This is a genomic window from Niabella soli DSM 19437, from assembly GCF_000243115.2.
Lineage (GTDB): Bacteria > Bacteroidota > Bacteroidia > Chitinophagales > Chitinophagaceae > Niabella > Niabella soli.
Window position 1 is genome coordinate 4,171,521 of record NZ_CP007035.1, and the last position, 15,939, is coordinate 4,187,459.

Here is a 15,939-nt window from a genome sequence, read left to right on the forward strand (position 1 = left end):
TTCTACCTATGAGTTTTTTTGATTTTCTAAACGGAGCTAATAATAACGGTAAAAAAGCAGCATATGATAAAGCGCCCGGATCCTGGCAGGATACCAGTCTTGAAGCGGAAATGCGGACATTGGCACAGGAATTTTTGAAAAAATATACCGTTCCATACGGGGGGTTGGATTTTTCAACAGAAAGTCTGAAGGTGTTGGATCAATTGCTTGACGATGCCCGCGGGTTTTATGCCGAAATGAGTGGGGAGCAACAACGAAAAATTATTGAAGGCGCAGGGGCTTATATTTTTGAGGTGGCAAGAAAAAATGTGGGGGGTACGTATTATTGGTATCAAAAGCTGGATCAGCCGGTGCTGGTGACCGGTCAGCCTAAATTTGAAGCGGCCATATTAACATTTAAACAAGTGCGGCAACGCCTTGAAAACGGGAAAGATGATAGTATACCTGTTTATTTTGAAAGCTACCTGGAGGGGGTACGGCAACATCGTTCAGCGATTGTCATTTAGTATTTTAAATCAGTGAAAATAAGGACGCGTTTTTTTTATACGATTGTTTTGCTGTGCGCTTTTTCATTGCTGCAGGCACAGGAAATTAAACTAACAAAACTTACCTGCGAGTATGCTGAAACCCCTATGGGTATTGATATTTCCCGGCCGAGGTTGGGCTGGCAATCAATATCAGAAGGTAAAAATAAAACACAGTCGGCCTATGAGATTATGGCGAGCGACCGGCAGGGGATGATTGAAAAAGGACGGGGAACGATATGGAGCACCGGCAAGGTGCAAAGTGATAACAGCATTTGTATAATATTTAATGGCGCCGCGCTAAAATCGTTTACAAAATATTACTGGAAGGTACGAGTGTATGATGAAAAAGGCAAACCTTCTGCCTGGAGCAGTTCCTGGTTTGAAACGGCTATGCTGGCTCCGGCAGACTGGCAGGCCCGCTGGATCACTGACGGGAAGCGGATCCCCGAGCGCGATGAAGATTTTTACAAGGACGACCCGATGCCGGTATTCAGGAAACAGATCCTTGTCAAAAAAGCAATCCGTTCTGCACGTTTATATATCGCCGGCGCGGGTTATTTTGAGGCCTATCTGAATGGGGAAAAAATCGGAACAGACCAATTGGCTCCTGCATGGACTAATTTTGACAAGCGGGTTTTGTACCGGACCTATGATATTACCAATCAGCTAAGACGCGGGGAAAATACCGGAGCTTTATTGCTGGGAAACGGCTGGTACAACCCCCTGCCCCTGCGCTTTTGGGGAAGATACAACCTGAGAGATGTGTTGGCGACCGGGCGCCCAACGGTAAAAGCAGAATACCGGATAACTTATACTGATGGCAGTACGGAAACGGTAATAACGGATGCGTCCTGGAAATGGACCTCAGGTCCCGTGGTGCGGAATAATGTTTACCTGGGCGAAACGTTTGATAATAACCGCGGGATGACCGGCGCCTCCTTACCCGATGTGGGTAATAATGCAATAGTGGTTACTGGCCCAAAAGGCAGATTGGAAGCGGATCTGCAACCTCCTATACGCGTGAAAAGGGTCGCCAAACCCATTGCGGTAAGAGCGGTTGGGAACGGTAAATATGTGGCCGATATGGGTGAAAATTTTGCCGGTGTTGCGCAAATACACGTGAAGGCTCCTAAGGGATCCAGGATAACCCTTCGTTACGGCGAGGATATTAATAAAGACGGGACCGTGAATGGAATGACGGCCGTAGCGGGTCAGATCAAACATGGCAATGGCGGACCCGGCGCGCCGGAGATTGCCTTCCAGGAAGATCATTTTATTGCGGCGGGCAGTGGTATTGAAAGCTGGCATCCGCGCTTTACCTTTCATGTGTTCCGTTATGTGGAAATAACCGGCTGGCCCGGGGTGCCAACAACTGCCGATATTGAGGGGCTGCAAATGAACGCAGACGTTCCGGTTGCCGGTCAGTTTATTTGTTCAAATCCGTTGCTGAACAAGATTCAGGATAATGTGTTGCGTACTTTCAAAAGCAACCTGTTCAGTGTGCAGTCCGATTGTGCTGGTCGTGAAAAATTTGGTTATGGCGGTGACCTTTTTTGTACGCTGGAATCCTTCAGCTATAATTTCGGTATGCATAATTTTTACCGGAAATCCTTGCAGGATTTTGCCGATGATCAGCGACCGTTGGGCGGTATTACAGAAACCGCGCCTTTTGTAGGATTATATGATAAAGGACCGGGGGATCAGTCTGGCCCGCTGGGCTGGCAATTGGGCTATCCCTATCTTATAAAAAAACTATATGAGTTTTATGGGGACAAGGAAGTTATTGAAAGATATTATCCCTCCCTTACCCGGCAGATCCGTTTTTTGATAGACAGCGCGAAAGATAATTTGTATTACCATGATATTAGCGATCATGAGTCGTTGGATGAAAAACCGGAAGCGTTAACGGCATCGCTGTTTTATTATCATCATATGCAACTGATAAAAGAATTTGCCGGATTGCTGGATAAAAAAGAAGATGCGGCCCGGTATGCGGCACTGGAAGAAAAAATAAAAGCAGCGATCGTAAAGAAATTTTATAAGGGTAATGGTGTGTTTGACAATAATACAGAATCGGCCCAGTTGTTTTCGCTATGGTATGCATTGCCGGATGAGAAAGAAAAGCGATTGACAACGCAACAATTGATAAATGCTTTTTCCAAAAAAAACAATCATGTATCCACCGGGATCTTTAGCACCAAAATGTTATTTGATGTGCTGCGTAATATGGATAAAAATGAACTGGCATATACTATCGCCAATCAGCAGGACTTCCCCGGCTGGGGTTATATGGTGGAAAAGGGCGCCACCACTATTTGGGAAACCTGGAAATATTCAGATAATACCTATTCCCAGAATCACCCGATGTTCGGGTCTGTAACGGAATGGTTTTATCGTTCGCTGTTAGGCATTAACAGCACGGCGCCAGGCTTCAAAGCTTTTAGGATCCAACCCCAGCCTGTCAGATCCCTTCAGTTTGCAAAAGGCTATTATGAAACACCCTATGGAAAAATAGGCAGTAACTGGCAATGGAAAAATAATTTGTTTACTCTAACAGTAACGGTGCCAGTGAATACAACCGCTGTAATATGGATGCCCTCAGACGATGCGGGCATTTTGGTAAATGGGAAACGGGGAAAAGATAATCCGGGAACCAGCAGACATTATAAGAAGTACACGGTGGGATCCGGTAGTTATACCTTCTCGAGTAGCCTACATAAATAATTTTTAAATAATTGGCCGTATCTTGAGCAGCCTATGCAGGGTAAGACCATCATTATAATGGGCGTTTCGGGTAGCGGTAAATCTACCATTGGGCAGGCGTTGGCCGATGTGCGCGGTTATAGGTTTATGGATGGGGATGATTTGCATCCGCCAGCAAATATAAAAAAAATGCATGCCGGTATCCCTTTAGCAGATGAAGATCGCTGGGGTTGGCTACATAATATTGCATCCAGGGCATCGGAACTAAACGCGCATAACATAACTGCAGTTATTGCCTGTTCTGCACTAAAAGAAAGTTACCGAAATGTATTGCGCCAGGGGATAAATGATCTTTTATTTTTTTATTTGAAAGGCTCTTTTGAACAGATACACAAATTTCTTGAGTCAAGAAGCATGCATTTTATGCCCATTGATTTATTGAAAAGCCAGTTTGATAGTCTGCAGGAGCCTGCGGCTGATGAGCGGGATTGTATTACCATTCCGGTTACTTCGCCTGAACAGGAATTAAAGGAAATGCAACGGAGTCTTGATCTCAGCGGTTTTTAAGCAGCAAGATAAAAAGGTGCTGTAGTGTTGTCAGAATGACATATTTTCAATAGCACAACCGATCAAAAATCCCAATCCACATCCAACAATAATATATACAATAAGAAGAATGATCTCCTCAGTATTTGATCGGGTTAGTTTAAAGGGGTTAAGCATCTTTGCTTTTGGAAAAAACGACATTGCGGTTTAAAGTTTAGCCGGCGCAAAGATAATAAACGGAAAATTATTGACGGCAATTATTTGGCTTAGTTACACACATACGGGAAAAATAATATTGAACAAACGTAAGCGAGTGTTTATTTTTTTGATGCCGGTTTTACTACAACCGGCAGGCTTTCGTTGCCCTCTGTATTAACTGCCTGCACTGCAAAAAAATAATTGTCTTTTGAGTAAGGAACGGTAATCGATTTGTTTTTGGTGAAAAATTTCTTTTGCCAAACCGGGCTGCTGGTTTCGCGCATCAGTAAATAAAAACCGGAGCTGCTGCCCGTCGCCGGATCATCCCATTGCAGGGTAGTGGAATTTTCCAGGCCTTTCATTATATACCCGGGTTGTTGCGGTTTTGCCGGGGCCCTGGCAAGATTGGCCAGTGTGGCCAGGTTCAGGGCTGTGTTCTTTCTAAGGTATTCAAAGTCCATAAATTCAGGAAGATCACCATACTGGATCCCGTTTTGGGTACGGATATCCTGGTGCTGATGTGTGAAATTCTCATTCATTTCAGTGATGCGTACCGCGGTATATCCTTTCTCTACAAAAGGACTATGATCGCCGCCCCTCAAAAACCGGTCATTCCTGTAAATTAATTTTACGGTCATATTATCAACATACCGTTCGCCCACTTCTTTAAAGTATCGTGCCAGTTGCCGGGCGGCGCCGTCATTTTCCAATCCGTAGGATCTGATCTCCCTGGCAGTTGCAGCCGACAGGGTTGCCGGAATGCCTTCGCTGAAAACCCGCACTTCAGTATTGTTGATAGTATTGGTTTCATTGCTGTTATTGCTGCCAATAATATCATTGTTCAGCAGCGCCTCCAACGGCCAGTTTTGCGTTGCTACTTTACCGGCCATAAATGTAGCGCCCAGCAGTCCCTGCTCTTCGCCGGAAGTAACCACAAAAATAATGGTGGCAGGAAAAGCCTCCCGGCTCATGACACGGGCGCATTCCATAATGGCTGCCACGCCACTTCCATCATCGTTTGCTCCGGGCGCAACCCCCACGGCGTCCATCACATCAGTGCGGCGGCTGTCTAAATGAGCGGTCATCATAAAGATGCGTTTATCTTTTGGTGCAGTTCCTTTTAATACCGCTACAACATTGCCCAGGGTAAGGGACTTGTTTACCCGTTTGCCGTCCGGCTGGTACGTGATGGTATCCAGATAGGCTGATAACCGCCCGCCGGAATTTTTTGCGAACTGCTGCAATTGGTCAAGCACCCATTTTTGAGCTGCCCCGATGCCTTCTTTGGAATTGTTCCGGACACTTAGGGTATGCCTTGTTTTAAATCTGATCAGCGAATGAACATAGCCCTTTAAAGAGTCCGAAGAAACGGCGGCCACCATCTTTTCAATGACGGGGTCTTTACGGATGATCGTTTGGGCGCAGGCAATAGTACCCGTAAAAACAAGGATTGACAGGAGGACAAAACCGCTTTTCATTTCTATGTTTTTAGTATGCTTTGATCTTCATGCAGCTTGGAGTAATCAAAAATAGCGAAAAGCCGGTTGCAATAATGGGGGATTTAGATTCAGATGAATACAGGGCAGACTGCTTCCAGCATTTATCAACCCGGCAATTATTTGAGACAAAATGAGGAAAAATCGAGACAAAATGGCGTTTTATTTTTTGAAAACTGATTTAATATTGTTTTAACAAATAGCGATTAGAATAGTGACGATTGTATTTGCAGCTTCAAATAAATTTTAGGGATAGCAGATCCACGCCTTTAAATCAGGATTAGCAGACGCGCACAGAAGGCCATAAACGAACCTTACAGGTTTGCCGGCAGGGGTATGTGTTCTTACAAGTGAATTGCCGGAGAGGCCGCGTTTTCCCGGAACAGGAAAATAACAATTTCAATTTTTAAATGCCTGAATATGAGTAAATTTCTCGTTAAATTATCACTGACTGTTATAATGATGGTATCCGTTTGCGTTGCCTTTGGTCAAACCAAAACGATTACGGGAACAGTGACGGACTCGGCCGGAGCGCCCTTATCAGGTGCTTCCGTAACCATTAAGGGAACGAGTATTGGAGCCAGTACCAATGCAAACGGAAGGTTTTCATTAAACAGCACCCGCAGCGATGGAACTATTATTGTATCCTACGCGGGTTATAAAACACAAGAGGTTGCTTTTGCAGGGACGGGGGAATTGAAGGTGCAGCTTACCCAGGAAATAAAAGCAGGCGAGGAGGTGATTGTAATCGGGTATGGAACCAGGAAACGGGAAGCAATCAGTGGGTCGGTAGCTTCAATTTCATCAAAAGATATTGGTAATACGCATGCGGGCAGCCAGGTCAGCAATACGCTGGCAGGTAAATTGCCAGGGCTTTCTTTTAGGCAGGCAGATGGAAGACCGGGCGCTGCTGCGGGCCTGCAGATCAGGAATTTTGGTCCGGCTTTATATGTAATAGACGGGGTGCAGTCCGACGAAAACTCCTTTAACAGCTTAAACGGAGAAGATATAGAATCCATTTCTATTCTTAAGGACGCATCTGCTGCTGTATATGGTTTGCGTGGCGCTAATGGCGTGGTATTGGTGACCACCAAAAAAGGAAAGCTGGGTCAAAAATCCACCATCTCTGCTAACCTTTCTTATGGCATTCAGAATATGTTCCGGTTTGCAAAAGTGCTTACCAGCGCCTATGACTATATGCGTTACAAAGCTGAGGGCCAGATAAATTCAGGGACCTCCGGAAATGTTTTTGGAAAAACAGATATTACAGACCAGGAACTGGCGAAATACAAGGCGGATACGGGTTTTAACTACAAGAGCTTTGACTGGCCCTCCTTTATCTTTAAAAAGAACTCTCCGCTAACCAGCGTCAATGTGAACGCGACGGGCGGCAGTGATAAGATCACTTACTACATTTCAGCAAACAATCTTTTTCAAAATTCATTGTTAGGCCGGGAGTATACCTTCAGGCGCTCCAATATCCAATCAAATGTTTCGGCAAAAATTGCCAATGGATTAAAAGTAGGAACGGAGATCTTCGGTAATGATGAATTAACGCAAAACCCCGGCGTGCCGGGTGTGGATGATTATTGGCAGGGGCTTTTTGCTTCTTTAAGAAACCTGCCCACGGAAAGGCCTTATGCCAACGATAACCCCAATTACCTGAACCATATTTCAAATGACGAATCGAACTGGGCCTTTGATGATTTTAAACATTCCGGTAAATACCAGGATGAAATTAAAAGAATACGGATCAACTTAACGGGCGAATACCAGGTGCCTTTTATCCAGGGCCTCACCATCAGCGGATTGTATTCCTATTACTGGCAGAACCAGATGCTGAACAATCATGAGTTTACCTATGATACCTATACCTATGATCCAACTACCGCTCAATATAACCGTACAGGGGGCAGTACGAATCCCTGGCGGGAAAGAAGGCAAACCAATGATTATACCACTTCAACAAATATTAAACTGAATTATAACCGCAAGTTTGGTGAGCACACTATCGAAGCCACTTTGGTAAACGAGCGGATCAATGAGCATTACCTGATGAACTGGATCCATTCGGTTCCGCCATTAAATACATTGGACCTGATCTATTTTTCACAGGCAGATCAATATAATGATGTGGATCAAACGCTGGCGCGGATCGGGTATGTGGGCCGGCTGAACTATAATTATGCAGATAAATATTACCTGGAACTGGCAGGCAGGCGCGACTTGTCCAGCTTGTTTCCTCCGGATCATCGTGTGGGCTATTTCCCTTCCGTTTCCGGTAGCTGGCGGGTTACGCAGGAAAAATTTATTCAGAACCTCCTGGGCGGACGATCAGTGCTTTCCGATCTGAAATTCAGAGGCTCCTATGCGGTGCTGGGGCAGGATGGTCTTACTGTTGCTACCGATAAAAATTCAGGACAGATGGGATATTTTAATCCACTTATACCTTACTTTGCTTATGTGCCGGGCTATACCTATAATGTGGGCAGCGCGGTATTTGGCGGACAATTTACACCAGGTTCAAGAGACAGAGGACTTCCAATTACAAATGTTTCATGGGTAAAATCCAAACTGTTTAACCTGGGTATGGATGTAGCGCTTTTCAATAATAAACTATCTGCTACTTTCGATTATTTCAGACGTGAACAGACCGGCCTCCTGGCTTCAAAATACACAGTGTTGTTGCCCTCGGAAGTTGGATTTAACCTGCCACAGGAGAATCTGAATTCGGAGATCATTACCGGTTATGAAATGTCGGCTACCTACAGGAATAATTTTGGACCGCTAAATTACAGCGTAGCCGCTAATTTCTCTTATGCAAGACCGAAATATGGTGATGTGTATGCACCAAGGTGGAACAACTCTTTAGACCAATATTTCCCGGGTGGGAACAATACGCCGGGGCGTTACAGAAGAGCCGACCAAACCTGGGGCTATATTGCCCTCGGACAGTTTACGTCACAGGATCAGATCAATAATTACCCGGTGGATATTGACGGCAAGGGAAATAAAACGCTGCTTCCCGGCGATCTGATCTATAAGGATCTGAATGGCGATGGTAAAATTGACATTAACGATCAACGCCCGATAGGTACCGGCACCGGTCAGCCACTTTATAATTTTGGATTTAATCTTTCTTTAAACTATAAGAATTTTGATTTCGTGGCTGTTCTCTCGGGCGCAGCCGGTTACACCTGGACCCAACAATGGGAGGCGCTTTGGCCTTTTCAGAATCAGGGCAACCTGAATACGATCTTTACCGACCGTTGGCACCGGGAAGATTTCAGGGACCCCAACAGCCCCTGGATACCGGGCAAATACCCTGCACTCAGATTTTCGGACCAATCGGGACTTAGCAATTACTCCACAACATCCACTTTCTGGACACATAACGTTAAATACCTCAGGGCAAGAACCATTGAACTGGGTTACAGTTTTGCAAGAGATTGGATGCGCAGAGTCGGGGCTACCCGTGGACGGATTTTTGTAAACAGCTATAACCTGTTTTCATTAGATAATTTAAAACAGTACAATGTAGATCCGGAGGTACAGGGCACCAATGGCCTGCAGTATCCTCAAACCCGGAACTTCAATTTTGGTTTTAATCTCACTTTTTAAAGGCCGGATACTGTTGGTACTATTGAATGAAAAATAAATTTAAAATGACTACACAAAATATAAAAATGAGAAGAATATTATTAGGCGCCCTGATGATCATGATAATATTTGCCGCCTGCAAAAGCGATAAAAGCTTTTTGGATGTGCCGCCAATCGGGATTCTTCCGGTGGATCAGTCCTTTAACGATCAACCCACAATAGTTTCCATTTTGGCTGATTTGTACGACCGTGAAAATGACCAGGTAAATACGAATAGCGACCGAAGTGATCTGAATGATTGGGCAAACTTTGTTGATTTTGGCGAAGCCTTTCCGTCGGACGACAACTTAAGCTCTGTTCAAAACACTAATTGGGGTTATGGGCAATGGAGCGCCTGGGACTATGGTTATATCAGGGACCTGAATTTGTTTATTGAGCGGTTAGATTCTTCCAATGCCAGCGGCATTCTGGCCGCTAAACCAAGGTTCAATGCAGAAGCCCGTTTTTTAAGGGCCAGCTATTATTTTGAATTGGTGAAGCGCATGGGCGGGGTACCCCTTATTCTTAAATCGATGTCTTATAACGTGGGTGATGATGTTACGAAACTCCAGGTCCCCAGGAGCAAGGAGTCGGATATTTATGATTTTGTAATTAGCGAAATGGAGGCAATAAAAAATAATTTACCCGATGACGCCACCATTAAAGACCGGGCTACAAAGGCGGCGGCGCTGGCTACAGAAGCCCGTGCAGCCTTGTTCGCCGGATCAATTGCAAAATATGGAGTGAGTACGCCCGGGGTATCGCTGCCCGGAGGCGAAGTGGGTATTCCGCAGTCCATGGCAAACGGCTACTATCAAAAAGCGCTTGCAGCGGCACAGGAAATTATAAGTGCCAATAAGTATAGTTTGTATATGAAAAGGCCGGATGATTTGTCTGTGAACTTTTCGCAACTCTTTACCGATAAGAATGGTAACCCTGAAACTATTTTTATAAAGGATTATAAATTAAAAACCACAAAAACACAGTCTTATACTTTAAGAAATCAGCCCCATTACCAGTCGGAAGAAGCGGGAGAATCGGGCCGGTTGAATCCATCCCTTAACCTGGTAGAATCCTTTGAAAAGCTGGATAACACGTTTGCGCCTATACCCATTACTGATGGAAGCGGCAATCCCATTGTTTATAGTACTCCGATACAGGCTTTCGCGGGAAGAGATGCCCGGCTCGCAGGCACTGTTATGTTGCCGGGTTCTAATTTTAAATATCCTACCGATATTTGGGCGGGACTTATTCTGCCGAATGGCAGTATTTTTAGCGGCAACTCCGCGGGACAATTGTTAACACCTCCCGGGGCAAGTGCTCCTGTGCAGGTAGTAGGGAATGATGGACCGCTTTCACTTAAATTCGTAACACAAACCGGGTTTTATGTAAGAAAATATATGGACCCCGCACCGGGTAGCGGCGGCAGAGGAACGGGTAGTGAGGTTCCTTATATCAGGTACCGGTTTGGCGAGGTCTTGTTAAATGCAGCGGAAGCAGCTTTTGAACTGGGGCAGCCTGACGTGGCAGCAGGGTATATTAACCAGATCCGGAGAAGAGCCGGCTTTACCGTCGATCTTACACCTGCGCAAATCAGTTTTGACCGGATCGTGCACGAGCGCCGGGCCGAGCTTTCCTTTGAAGGACATATTTTGTGGGACATGAAACGCTGGCGTTTGGCCACCACTATGTGGGATGGTGTACCTATGTCGCAGGCTGATCTGCTTTCTAATATCGGGACCTCCACCAAGCGCAATACACAACCTTATGGTTTGTGGCCCTACAAAATTTACAACCCGGGCAATGCCAACAATGGTAAATGGATCTTTAAAATTGTGCTGCCGCAGGCTGTTACTGCCGCCCGGCAGTTCAGGTTGGGCAACTATTATTCTAAGATTGATAATAATATTATTTCCAACAACCCGAAAATAGTGCCCAACCCCAACAACTAATTAAACAATAAAAAATAAACAGATGAAACCATTATCATTTATATGCCTGATTGTGTTGTCAATGTCAGCAATGTATGGTTGTAAGAAATATGATAACACGCCCGCGCCATCCGTCACTTTAACCGGAAGGCTGGTATATAATGGCGATTCTATCGGTGTGGCGGATAACCAGGTACCCCTGCAGCTCTACCAATACGGATTGGGCAAAGTAGGGCCAATCAACCTTACGTTTACGCAAAGCGGCGGCTTTTCTGAGCTTTTATTTGCGGGAAATTATAAGCTGACCATTCCTAGCGGCCAGGGTCCGTTTTTATGGAAAAAGACGGCCGCTGGCAACCCTGATAGTTTATCCGTGACCGTTAACAACAATATGACGGTAGACGTTCCGGTGACGCCCTACTATATGATCCGCAACCCGCAAATTTCAAAATCGGGAACGAATATCGTAGGTACTTTTAAGGCAGAGAAAATTGTTACGGATGCCAATGCCCGCAACATAGAGTTTGTAGCAATTTACCTCAATAAAACCACGTTTGTTTCTAATATTTCGGATCAGATCATGGTAAATGCCGACGGTTCCCCCGCGCAAATGAAGCAAACTACAATAGCCGACCCTAACAATATCAGCCTTTCCGTAGCGATACCAGCGATGCCCGTTACCCAAAACTATGTTTTTGCCCGGATGGGAATAAAGATTGCCGGAGTGGAGGATATGATTTTTTCTCCCGTAACAAAAGTTTCGTTGTAAACGCTATTCAATAACCTGAAAATTTTGTTTTATGAAACATCTATTTGTTGTTGTATTTGTAATTGCAGCATTGGTTGCAAATGGGTCATCTAATTTAAGTTTAAAACAACGGCGTTCCTATGACATAACAATTACCTGTTCAAATAGTACTTATTACCCGGCCGTGTTTTCAATTTCTAATTCGAGCGGATTCTATACTTCGGTAACTGTTCAACCGCATTCCACAAGCAATGCAACGGTTTCTTCGGGCGCCTATTATAACGTTTCAGCTTATGTGGATTACACTCCTAATCCCAATGATCCTAATGGTACCTATAGCTTCTGGTATTATGCAGGAAATCAGTCTTATTACGGCTCTTCAGCTTATTTTTTAAATGTTGATTTTAGCTCTTCACAATCTATTAGTGTTAATTGAAGATTTCAAAAATAATTTCTGTAAATTTTCATCTATAAAGATCATTCCGGCCGGTTACAAACTATTGTACCGGCCTTTTCAGGCCTGTAAGAATAATTGTGTTTAACTTTATTAGCTGTTATTGCTTTAGCCACATGTACTATTTGCTAAATAAAAAGTGCGGAATATTGTTTCTTTTATTTTTGGGTGCTTTGTTTGGCAGCAGGGCCCAGTCTCCATTATTCCGTTTGCTGCCTTCCAAAGAAACGGGTATTACGTTTAATAACCAGCTTACCGAAACAGATAGTCTTAATATTTTAAGCCAGGCCAATATTTACAACGGCAGCGGAGTAGGTATTGGCGATTTTAACCGTGACGGCCTGCCGGATATCTATTTCGCCGCCAATAGGGTGTCGAACAAACTATACCTGAACAAAGGCGGGCTGCATTTTGCCGATATTACCCGGGAATCAGGAACGGAAGGTGCAGGCCGGTGGTGTACGGGCGTGTCTGTAGCCGATATCAATAACGACGGCTGGCCCGATATTTATGTTTGTGCCTCTTTCATGAAAAACGATATACAAAAAAGGACGAATTTATTGTACATCAATCAGGGGCTTAATGCAAAGGGTATTCCGGTGTTTAAAGAATCGGCAAAAGAATACGGCCTTGCTGATACAGGGTTTAGCACACAAGCTTATTTTTTTGATTATGATAGAGATGGCGACCTGGATGTTTACATAGTAACCAATGAGCTGTATGACCCGAAAACACCGATCCGCTTTCGCCCGAAGGTTACGGATGGGTCCGCCCGGAACACGGACCGCCTCTATCGCAATAATGGCAACAATACCTTTACAGATGTGTCAAAGCAAGCGGGTATTACCATTGAAGGGTGGGGGCATGCAGCCAGCATTACTGATATTAACAGGGATGGTTGGCCGGATATTTATGTGTCGAATGATTTTGTTGCCAACGATATCTGTTATATCAATAATAAGGACGGCACTTTTAGCGATCAGTTAAGCAGCTATTTTAAACATACTGCCTGGTATGCCATGGGAACGGATGCCGTGGATATCAATAACGACGGCTACTCGGATCTTATTTCACTGGAAATGCAGCCGGAAGATAATATGCGCAAGAAACGTATGTTTGGCGGTAATGAGTACTATAATTATACCAATGCGGGAAAATACGGATACACCCATCAGTATGTGCATAATGTGCTGCAGTTGAATTCGGGGCCAACGCCATTGGGGCACCCGGTTTTCAGCGATATAGCTTATATGGCGAATGTATACCAGACCGATTGGAGCTGGTGCCCGCTGGTAGCGGATTTTGATAATGATGGCTATCGCGACCTGATCATTACGAACGGCCTTCCCCATGATGTCACGGATCTGGATTATATAACCTATAACAATGGTATCCGGGACGGCAGCGAAAATTTCTCTTTAAAGAATGCAGCATTACTGCCGGTTGTGAATATTCATAATTATGCTTTTAAGAATATTGACGGGCTTAATTTTACCGATAAATCCAAAGACTGGGGATTTACGAATACTTCGTTTTCAAATGGCGCGGCTTATGCTGACCTGGACAATGACGGCGACCTGGATGTTATCATCAATAACCTGAATAGCCCGGCTTTTATTTATGAAAATACGGGTAATAAAAATGCAGGCAATTATTTAACAGCAACACTAAACGGCAATCCCAGAAACAGCCCGGGCATCGGCGCTACCCTGCATTTATACTATGCGGGGAAACAGTTGTATTACGAGCACTATCCTGCGCGGGGCTATCTTTCCACAGATGATGCAAGAGCGCATTTTGGATTGGGAAGTGCAAAGAATGTTGATTCCATCAGGGTACAATGGCCCGATGGAAAGATGCAGGTGTTAAAAAATATCCCCGTTAATCAATCGGTCACAATAGCCTATAAAGACGCGCAGTTACAGGGAAACATACGGGTAACAACCGTATTGGATACTTCATTATTGGTGAACGCCGCCTCCCGTTATGCTATAAAATACAGGCATAATGAAGAAGACTTTGTCGATTATGATATCCAGGTAACCCTGCCGCATAAGTTAAGTCAGTATGGGCCGGGTATTGCCGTGGAGGATATTGATGGTAACGGGTATGATGATTTTTACATTGGCGGAAGTTCGGGCACGCCGGGTATTTTCTTTATGCAAAATGAAAAAGGAAAATTTATTCCGGACAGTTCAAGGCTTCTGAAAAAGGACGATTCCTTATATGAAGATATGGGGGCATTGCTTTTTGATGCCAATAATGATGGCAAACCCGACTTATACCTGGTGAGCGGCAGCTACGAAATTCCACCCGGTAACGTTATTGCTTCCGACCGGCTTTTTATAAATGACGGCTCGGGAAAATTTATCAAGACAACCGGCGCGCTACCTGTGGATACGGCCAATGGCTCCTGTGTGCGCGCAGCGGACTTCGATGGCGATGGCTGGCTCGACCTCTTTGTCGGCGGTCGTAGTGTATCCGGGGCCTACCCGCAGGCGCCCCGGAGTTTTTTATTAAAAAATGATCATGGAAAGTTTGTGGACGTTACGGCAGCCTGTTGTCCGCAACTGAGCAATCTCGGAATGGTTACGGATGCGCTGTTTACCGATTTTGACAATGATGGGAAAACAGATCTTGTGGTGGTGGGGGAATGGATGGCGCCAACTTTTTTAAGGAACACAGGCACTTCTTTTGTACCCGTGTCTACCGGTCTTGAAAAATATAAGGGTTGGTGGAACAGCATTGTGGCGGCTGATTTTGATAATGACGGCGACATGGACTATGTGGCGGGAAACCTGGGACTGAACAGTAATTATAAGGCCTCGGCAAAAGAGCCCATGACGCTGTTGGCAAAGGATATGGATAACAACGGGTCGCTCGATCCGATCGTTTTTTGTTATATGAGGGCTGCGATAACCGATAGCACACGAAAGCCTTTCCCGATGTGCACCAAGGACGATCTTGCAGGGCAGGTGCTGAGCATGAGAAAAAGATACCCCAGTTTTCAAAGTTATGGGGCGGCGTCTATGGACGAACTGTGGCCGGTAAAAGACCGCGCGGGAGCAATACAGTTGCAGGCCACTGAAATGCGCACGATGTATTTTGAAAACGACGGCAAAGGGCATTTTACGGCGAAGCCCTTATGTATGCAGGCACAGGAGGCGCCCGTTTATGGCATGCTGGCAAAAGATGTAAACAATGATGGTAATCCCGATCTTTTACTGACGGGTAACGATTATGGTATGGATCCTTACAGCGGCAGGCATGATGCGTTCAATGGCTTATGTCTTTTGGGCGATGGTGCGGGCTCCTTTACTCCTTTAACGGTGACGGCCAGCGGCTTTTTCGTAAAAGGGGATGGAAAAGGAATTGCTGCAATTCATACTGCCGGTGATGCAGAAGCAATTATAGTTACTCAAAACCAGGATAGCTTATTGCTGTTTGCGGCTAATCCCGTAAAAGCAGCTACTCCAAAAAAATGGATCCATTTATTGCCGGGCGATTTTTCTGCCGCTGTTTTGTTAGACAATGGAAAAACAAGGAAGATGGAATTTTATTATGGCTCCACTTACCTGTCTCAATCCTCAAGATCGCTTCCGGTAGACAGTAATATGCGACAAATAATTATTACCGACTTCAAAGGCGTTAAACGAAAAGTATTGTGAGTAGGGTTGTAACATACAGGAAATTAAAT

The 15,939-nt window shown here is 44.9% G+C and carries 9 protein-coding genes; 8 read left to right on the forward strand and 1 reads right to left on the reverse strand.

Features of this window, described 5'->3' with window-relative positions:
- The first annotated feature begins 8 nt into the window (after positions 1 to 8).
- Genes NIASO_RS17520 through NIASO_RS17530 form a run of 3 tightly spaced genes read left to right on the forward strand, consistent with a single transcriptional unit; the run spans position 9 to position 3,797 of the window.
- Positions 9 to 506 carry a hypothetical protein gene (locus tag NIASO_RS17520; protein ID WP_008588160.1) on the forward strand — a complete coding sequence of 166 codons (498 nt, stop codon included), beginning with the start codon at positions 9 to 11 and terminating at the stop codon, positions 504 to 506.
- Positions 507 to 518: 12 nt separating this feature from the next.
- Positions 519 to 3,251: a family 78 glycoside hydrolase catalytic domain gene (locus NIASO_RS17525; protein WP_008588162.1), complete on the forward strand. Its 2,733-nt coding sequence runs from the start codon at positions 519 to 521 to the stop codon at positions 3,249 to 3,251.
- 33 nt (positions 3,252 to 3,284) lie between these two features.
- A complete protein-coding gene (locus NIASO_RS17530; protein WP_008588164.1) occupies positions 3,285 to 3,797 on the forward strand; it encodes a gluconokinase in 513 nt (170 codons plus the stop codon).
- A gap of 296 nt (positions 3,798 to 4,093) precedes the next feature.
- Here the strand turns inward: NIASO_RS17530 and NIASO_RS17535 are convergent, their stop codons facing one another.
- The gene (locus tag NIASO_RS17535; RefSeq protein WP_008588167.1) at positions 4,094 to 5,452 is read right to left on the reverse strand and encodes a M20/M25/M40 family metallo-hydrolase; all 1,359 of its coding nucleotides are present in this window, start codon (positions 5,450 to 5,452) and stop codon (positions 4,094 to 4,096) included.
- Between the two features lie 438 nt (positions 5,453 to 5,890).
- Between NIASO_RS17535 and NIASO_RS17540 the strand changes: the two genes are divergently transcribed.
- The 5 genes from NIASO_RS17540 (at position 5,891) to NIASO_RS17560 (ending at position 15,910) form a co-directional block, all read left to right on the forward strand.
- Complete coding sequence (locus NIASO_RS17540; protein WP_008588170.1) at positions 5,891 to 9,091, forward strand: SusC/RagA family TonB-linked outer membrane protein; 3,201 nt, start codon at positions 5,891 to 5,893, stop codon at positions 9,089 to 9,091.
- 65 nt (positions 9,092 to 9,156) lie between these two features.
- Positions 9,157 to 11,061, forward strand: a complete 1,905-nt coding sequence (locus NIASO_RS17545) for a RagB/SusD family nutrient uptake outer membrane protein (RefSeq protein ID WP_025299104.1) — start codon at positions 9,157 to 9,159, stop codon at positions 11,059 to 11,061.
- Positions 11,062 to 11,083: 22 nt separating this feature from the next.
- Complete coding sequence (locus tag NIASO_RS17550; protein ID WP_008588172.1) at positions 11,084 to 11,809, forward strand: DUF3823 domain-containing protein; 726 nt, start codon at positions 11,084 to 11,086, stop codon at positions 11,807 to 11,809.
- Positions 11,810 to 11,840: 31 nt separating this feature from the next.
- Positions 11,841 to 12,224, forward strand: coding sequence for a hypothetical protein (locus tag NIASO_RS17555; protein WP_008588175.1), 384 nt, complete (start codon positions 11,841 to 11,843; stop codon positions 12,222 to 12,224).
- A 167-nt stretch (positions 12,225 to 12,391) separates the two neighbouring features.
- The gene (locus NIASO_RS17560) at positions 12,392 to 15,910 is read left to right on the forward strand and encodes a VCBS repeat-containing protein (RefSeq protein WP_008588177.1); all 3,519 of its coding nucleotides are present in this window, start codon (positions 12,392 to 12,394) and stop codon (positions 15,908 to 15,910) included.
- Positions 15,911 to 15,939: the final 29 nt, after the last annotated feature.

Excerpts from the sequence above, each read along its gene's own strand:
- NIASO_RS17540 (WP_008588170.1), top strand. The coding sequence starts at position 5,891 with ATGAGTAAATTTCTCGTTAAATTATCACTGACTGTTATAATGATGGTA.
- NIASO_RS17535 (WP_008588167.1), bottom strand. The coding sequence starts at position 5,452 with ATGAAAAGCGGTTTTGTCCTCCTGTCAATCCTTGTTTTTACGGGTACT.
- NIASO_RS17550 (WP_008588172.1), top strand. The coding sequence starts at position 11,084 with ATGAAACCATTATCATTTATATGCCTGATTGTGTTGTCAATGTCAGCA.
- NIASO_RS17545 (WP_025299104.1), top strand. The coding sequence starts at position 9,157 with ATGAGAAGAATATTATTAGGCGCCCTGATGATCATGATAATATTTGCC.
- NIASO_RS17555 (WP_008588175.1), top strand. The coding sequence starts at position 11,841 with ATGAAACATCTATTTGTTGTTGTATTTGTAATTGCAGCATTGGTTGCA.
- NIASO_RS17520 (WP_008588160.1), top strand. The coding sequence starts at position 9 with ATGAGTTTTTTTGATTTTCTAAACGGAGCTAATAATAACGGTAAAAAA.
- NIASO_RS17530 (WP_008588164.1), top strand. The coding sequence starts at position 3,285 with ATGCAGGGTAAGACCATCATTATAATGGGCGTTTCGGGTAGCGGTAAA.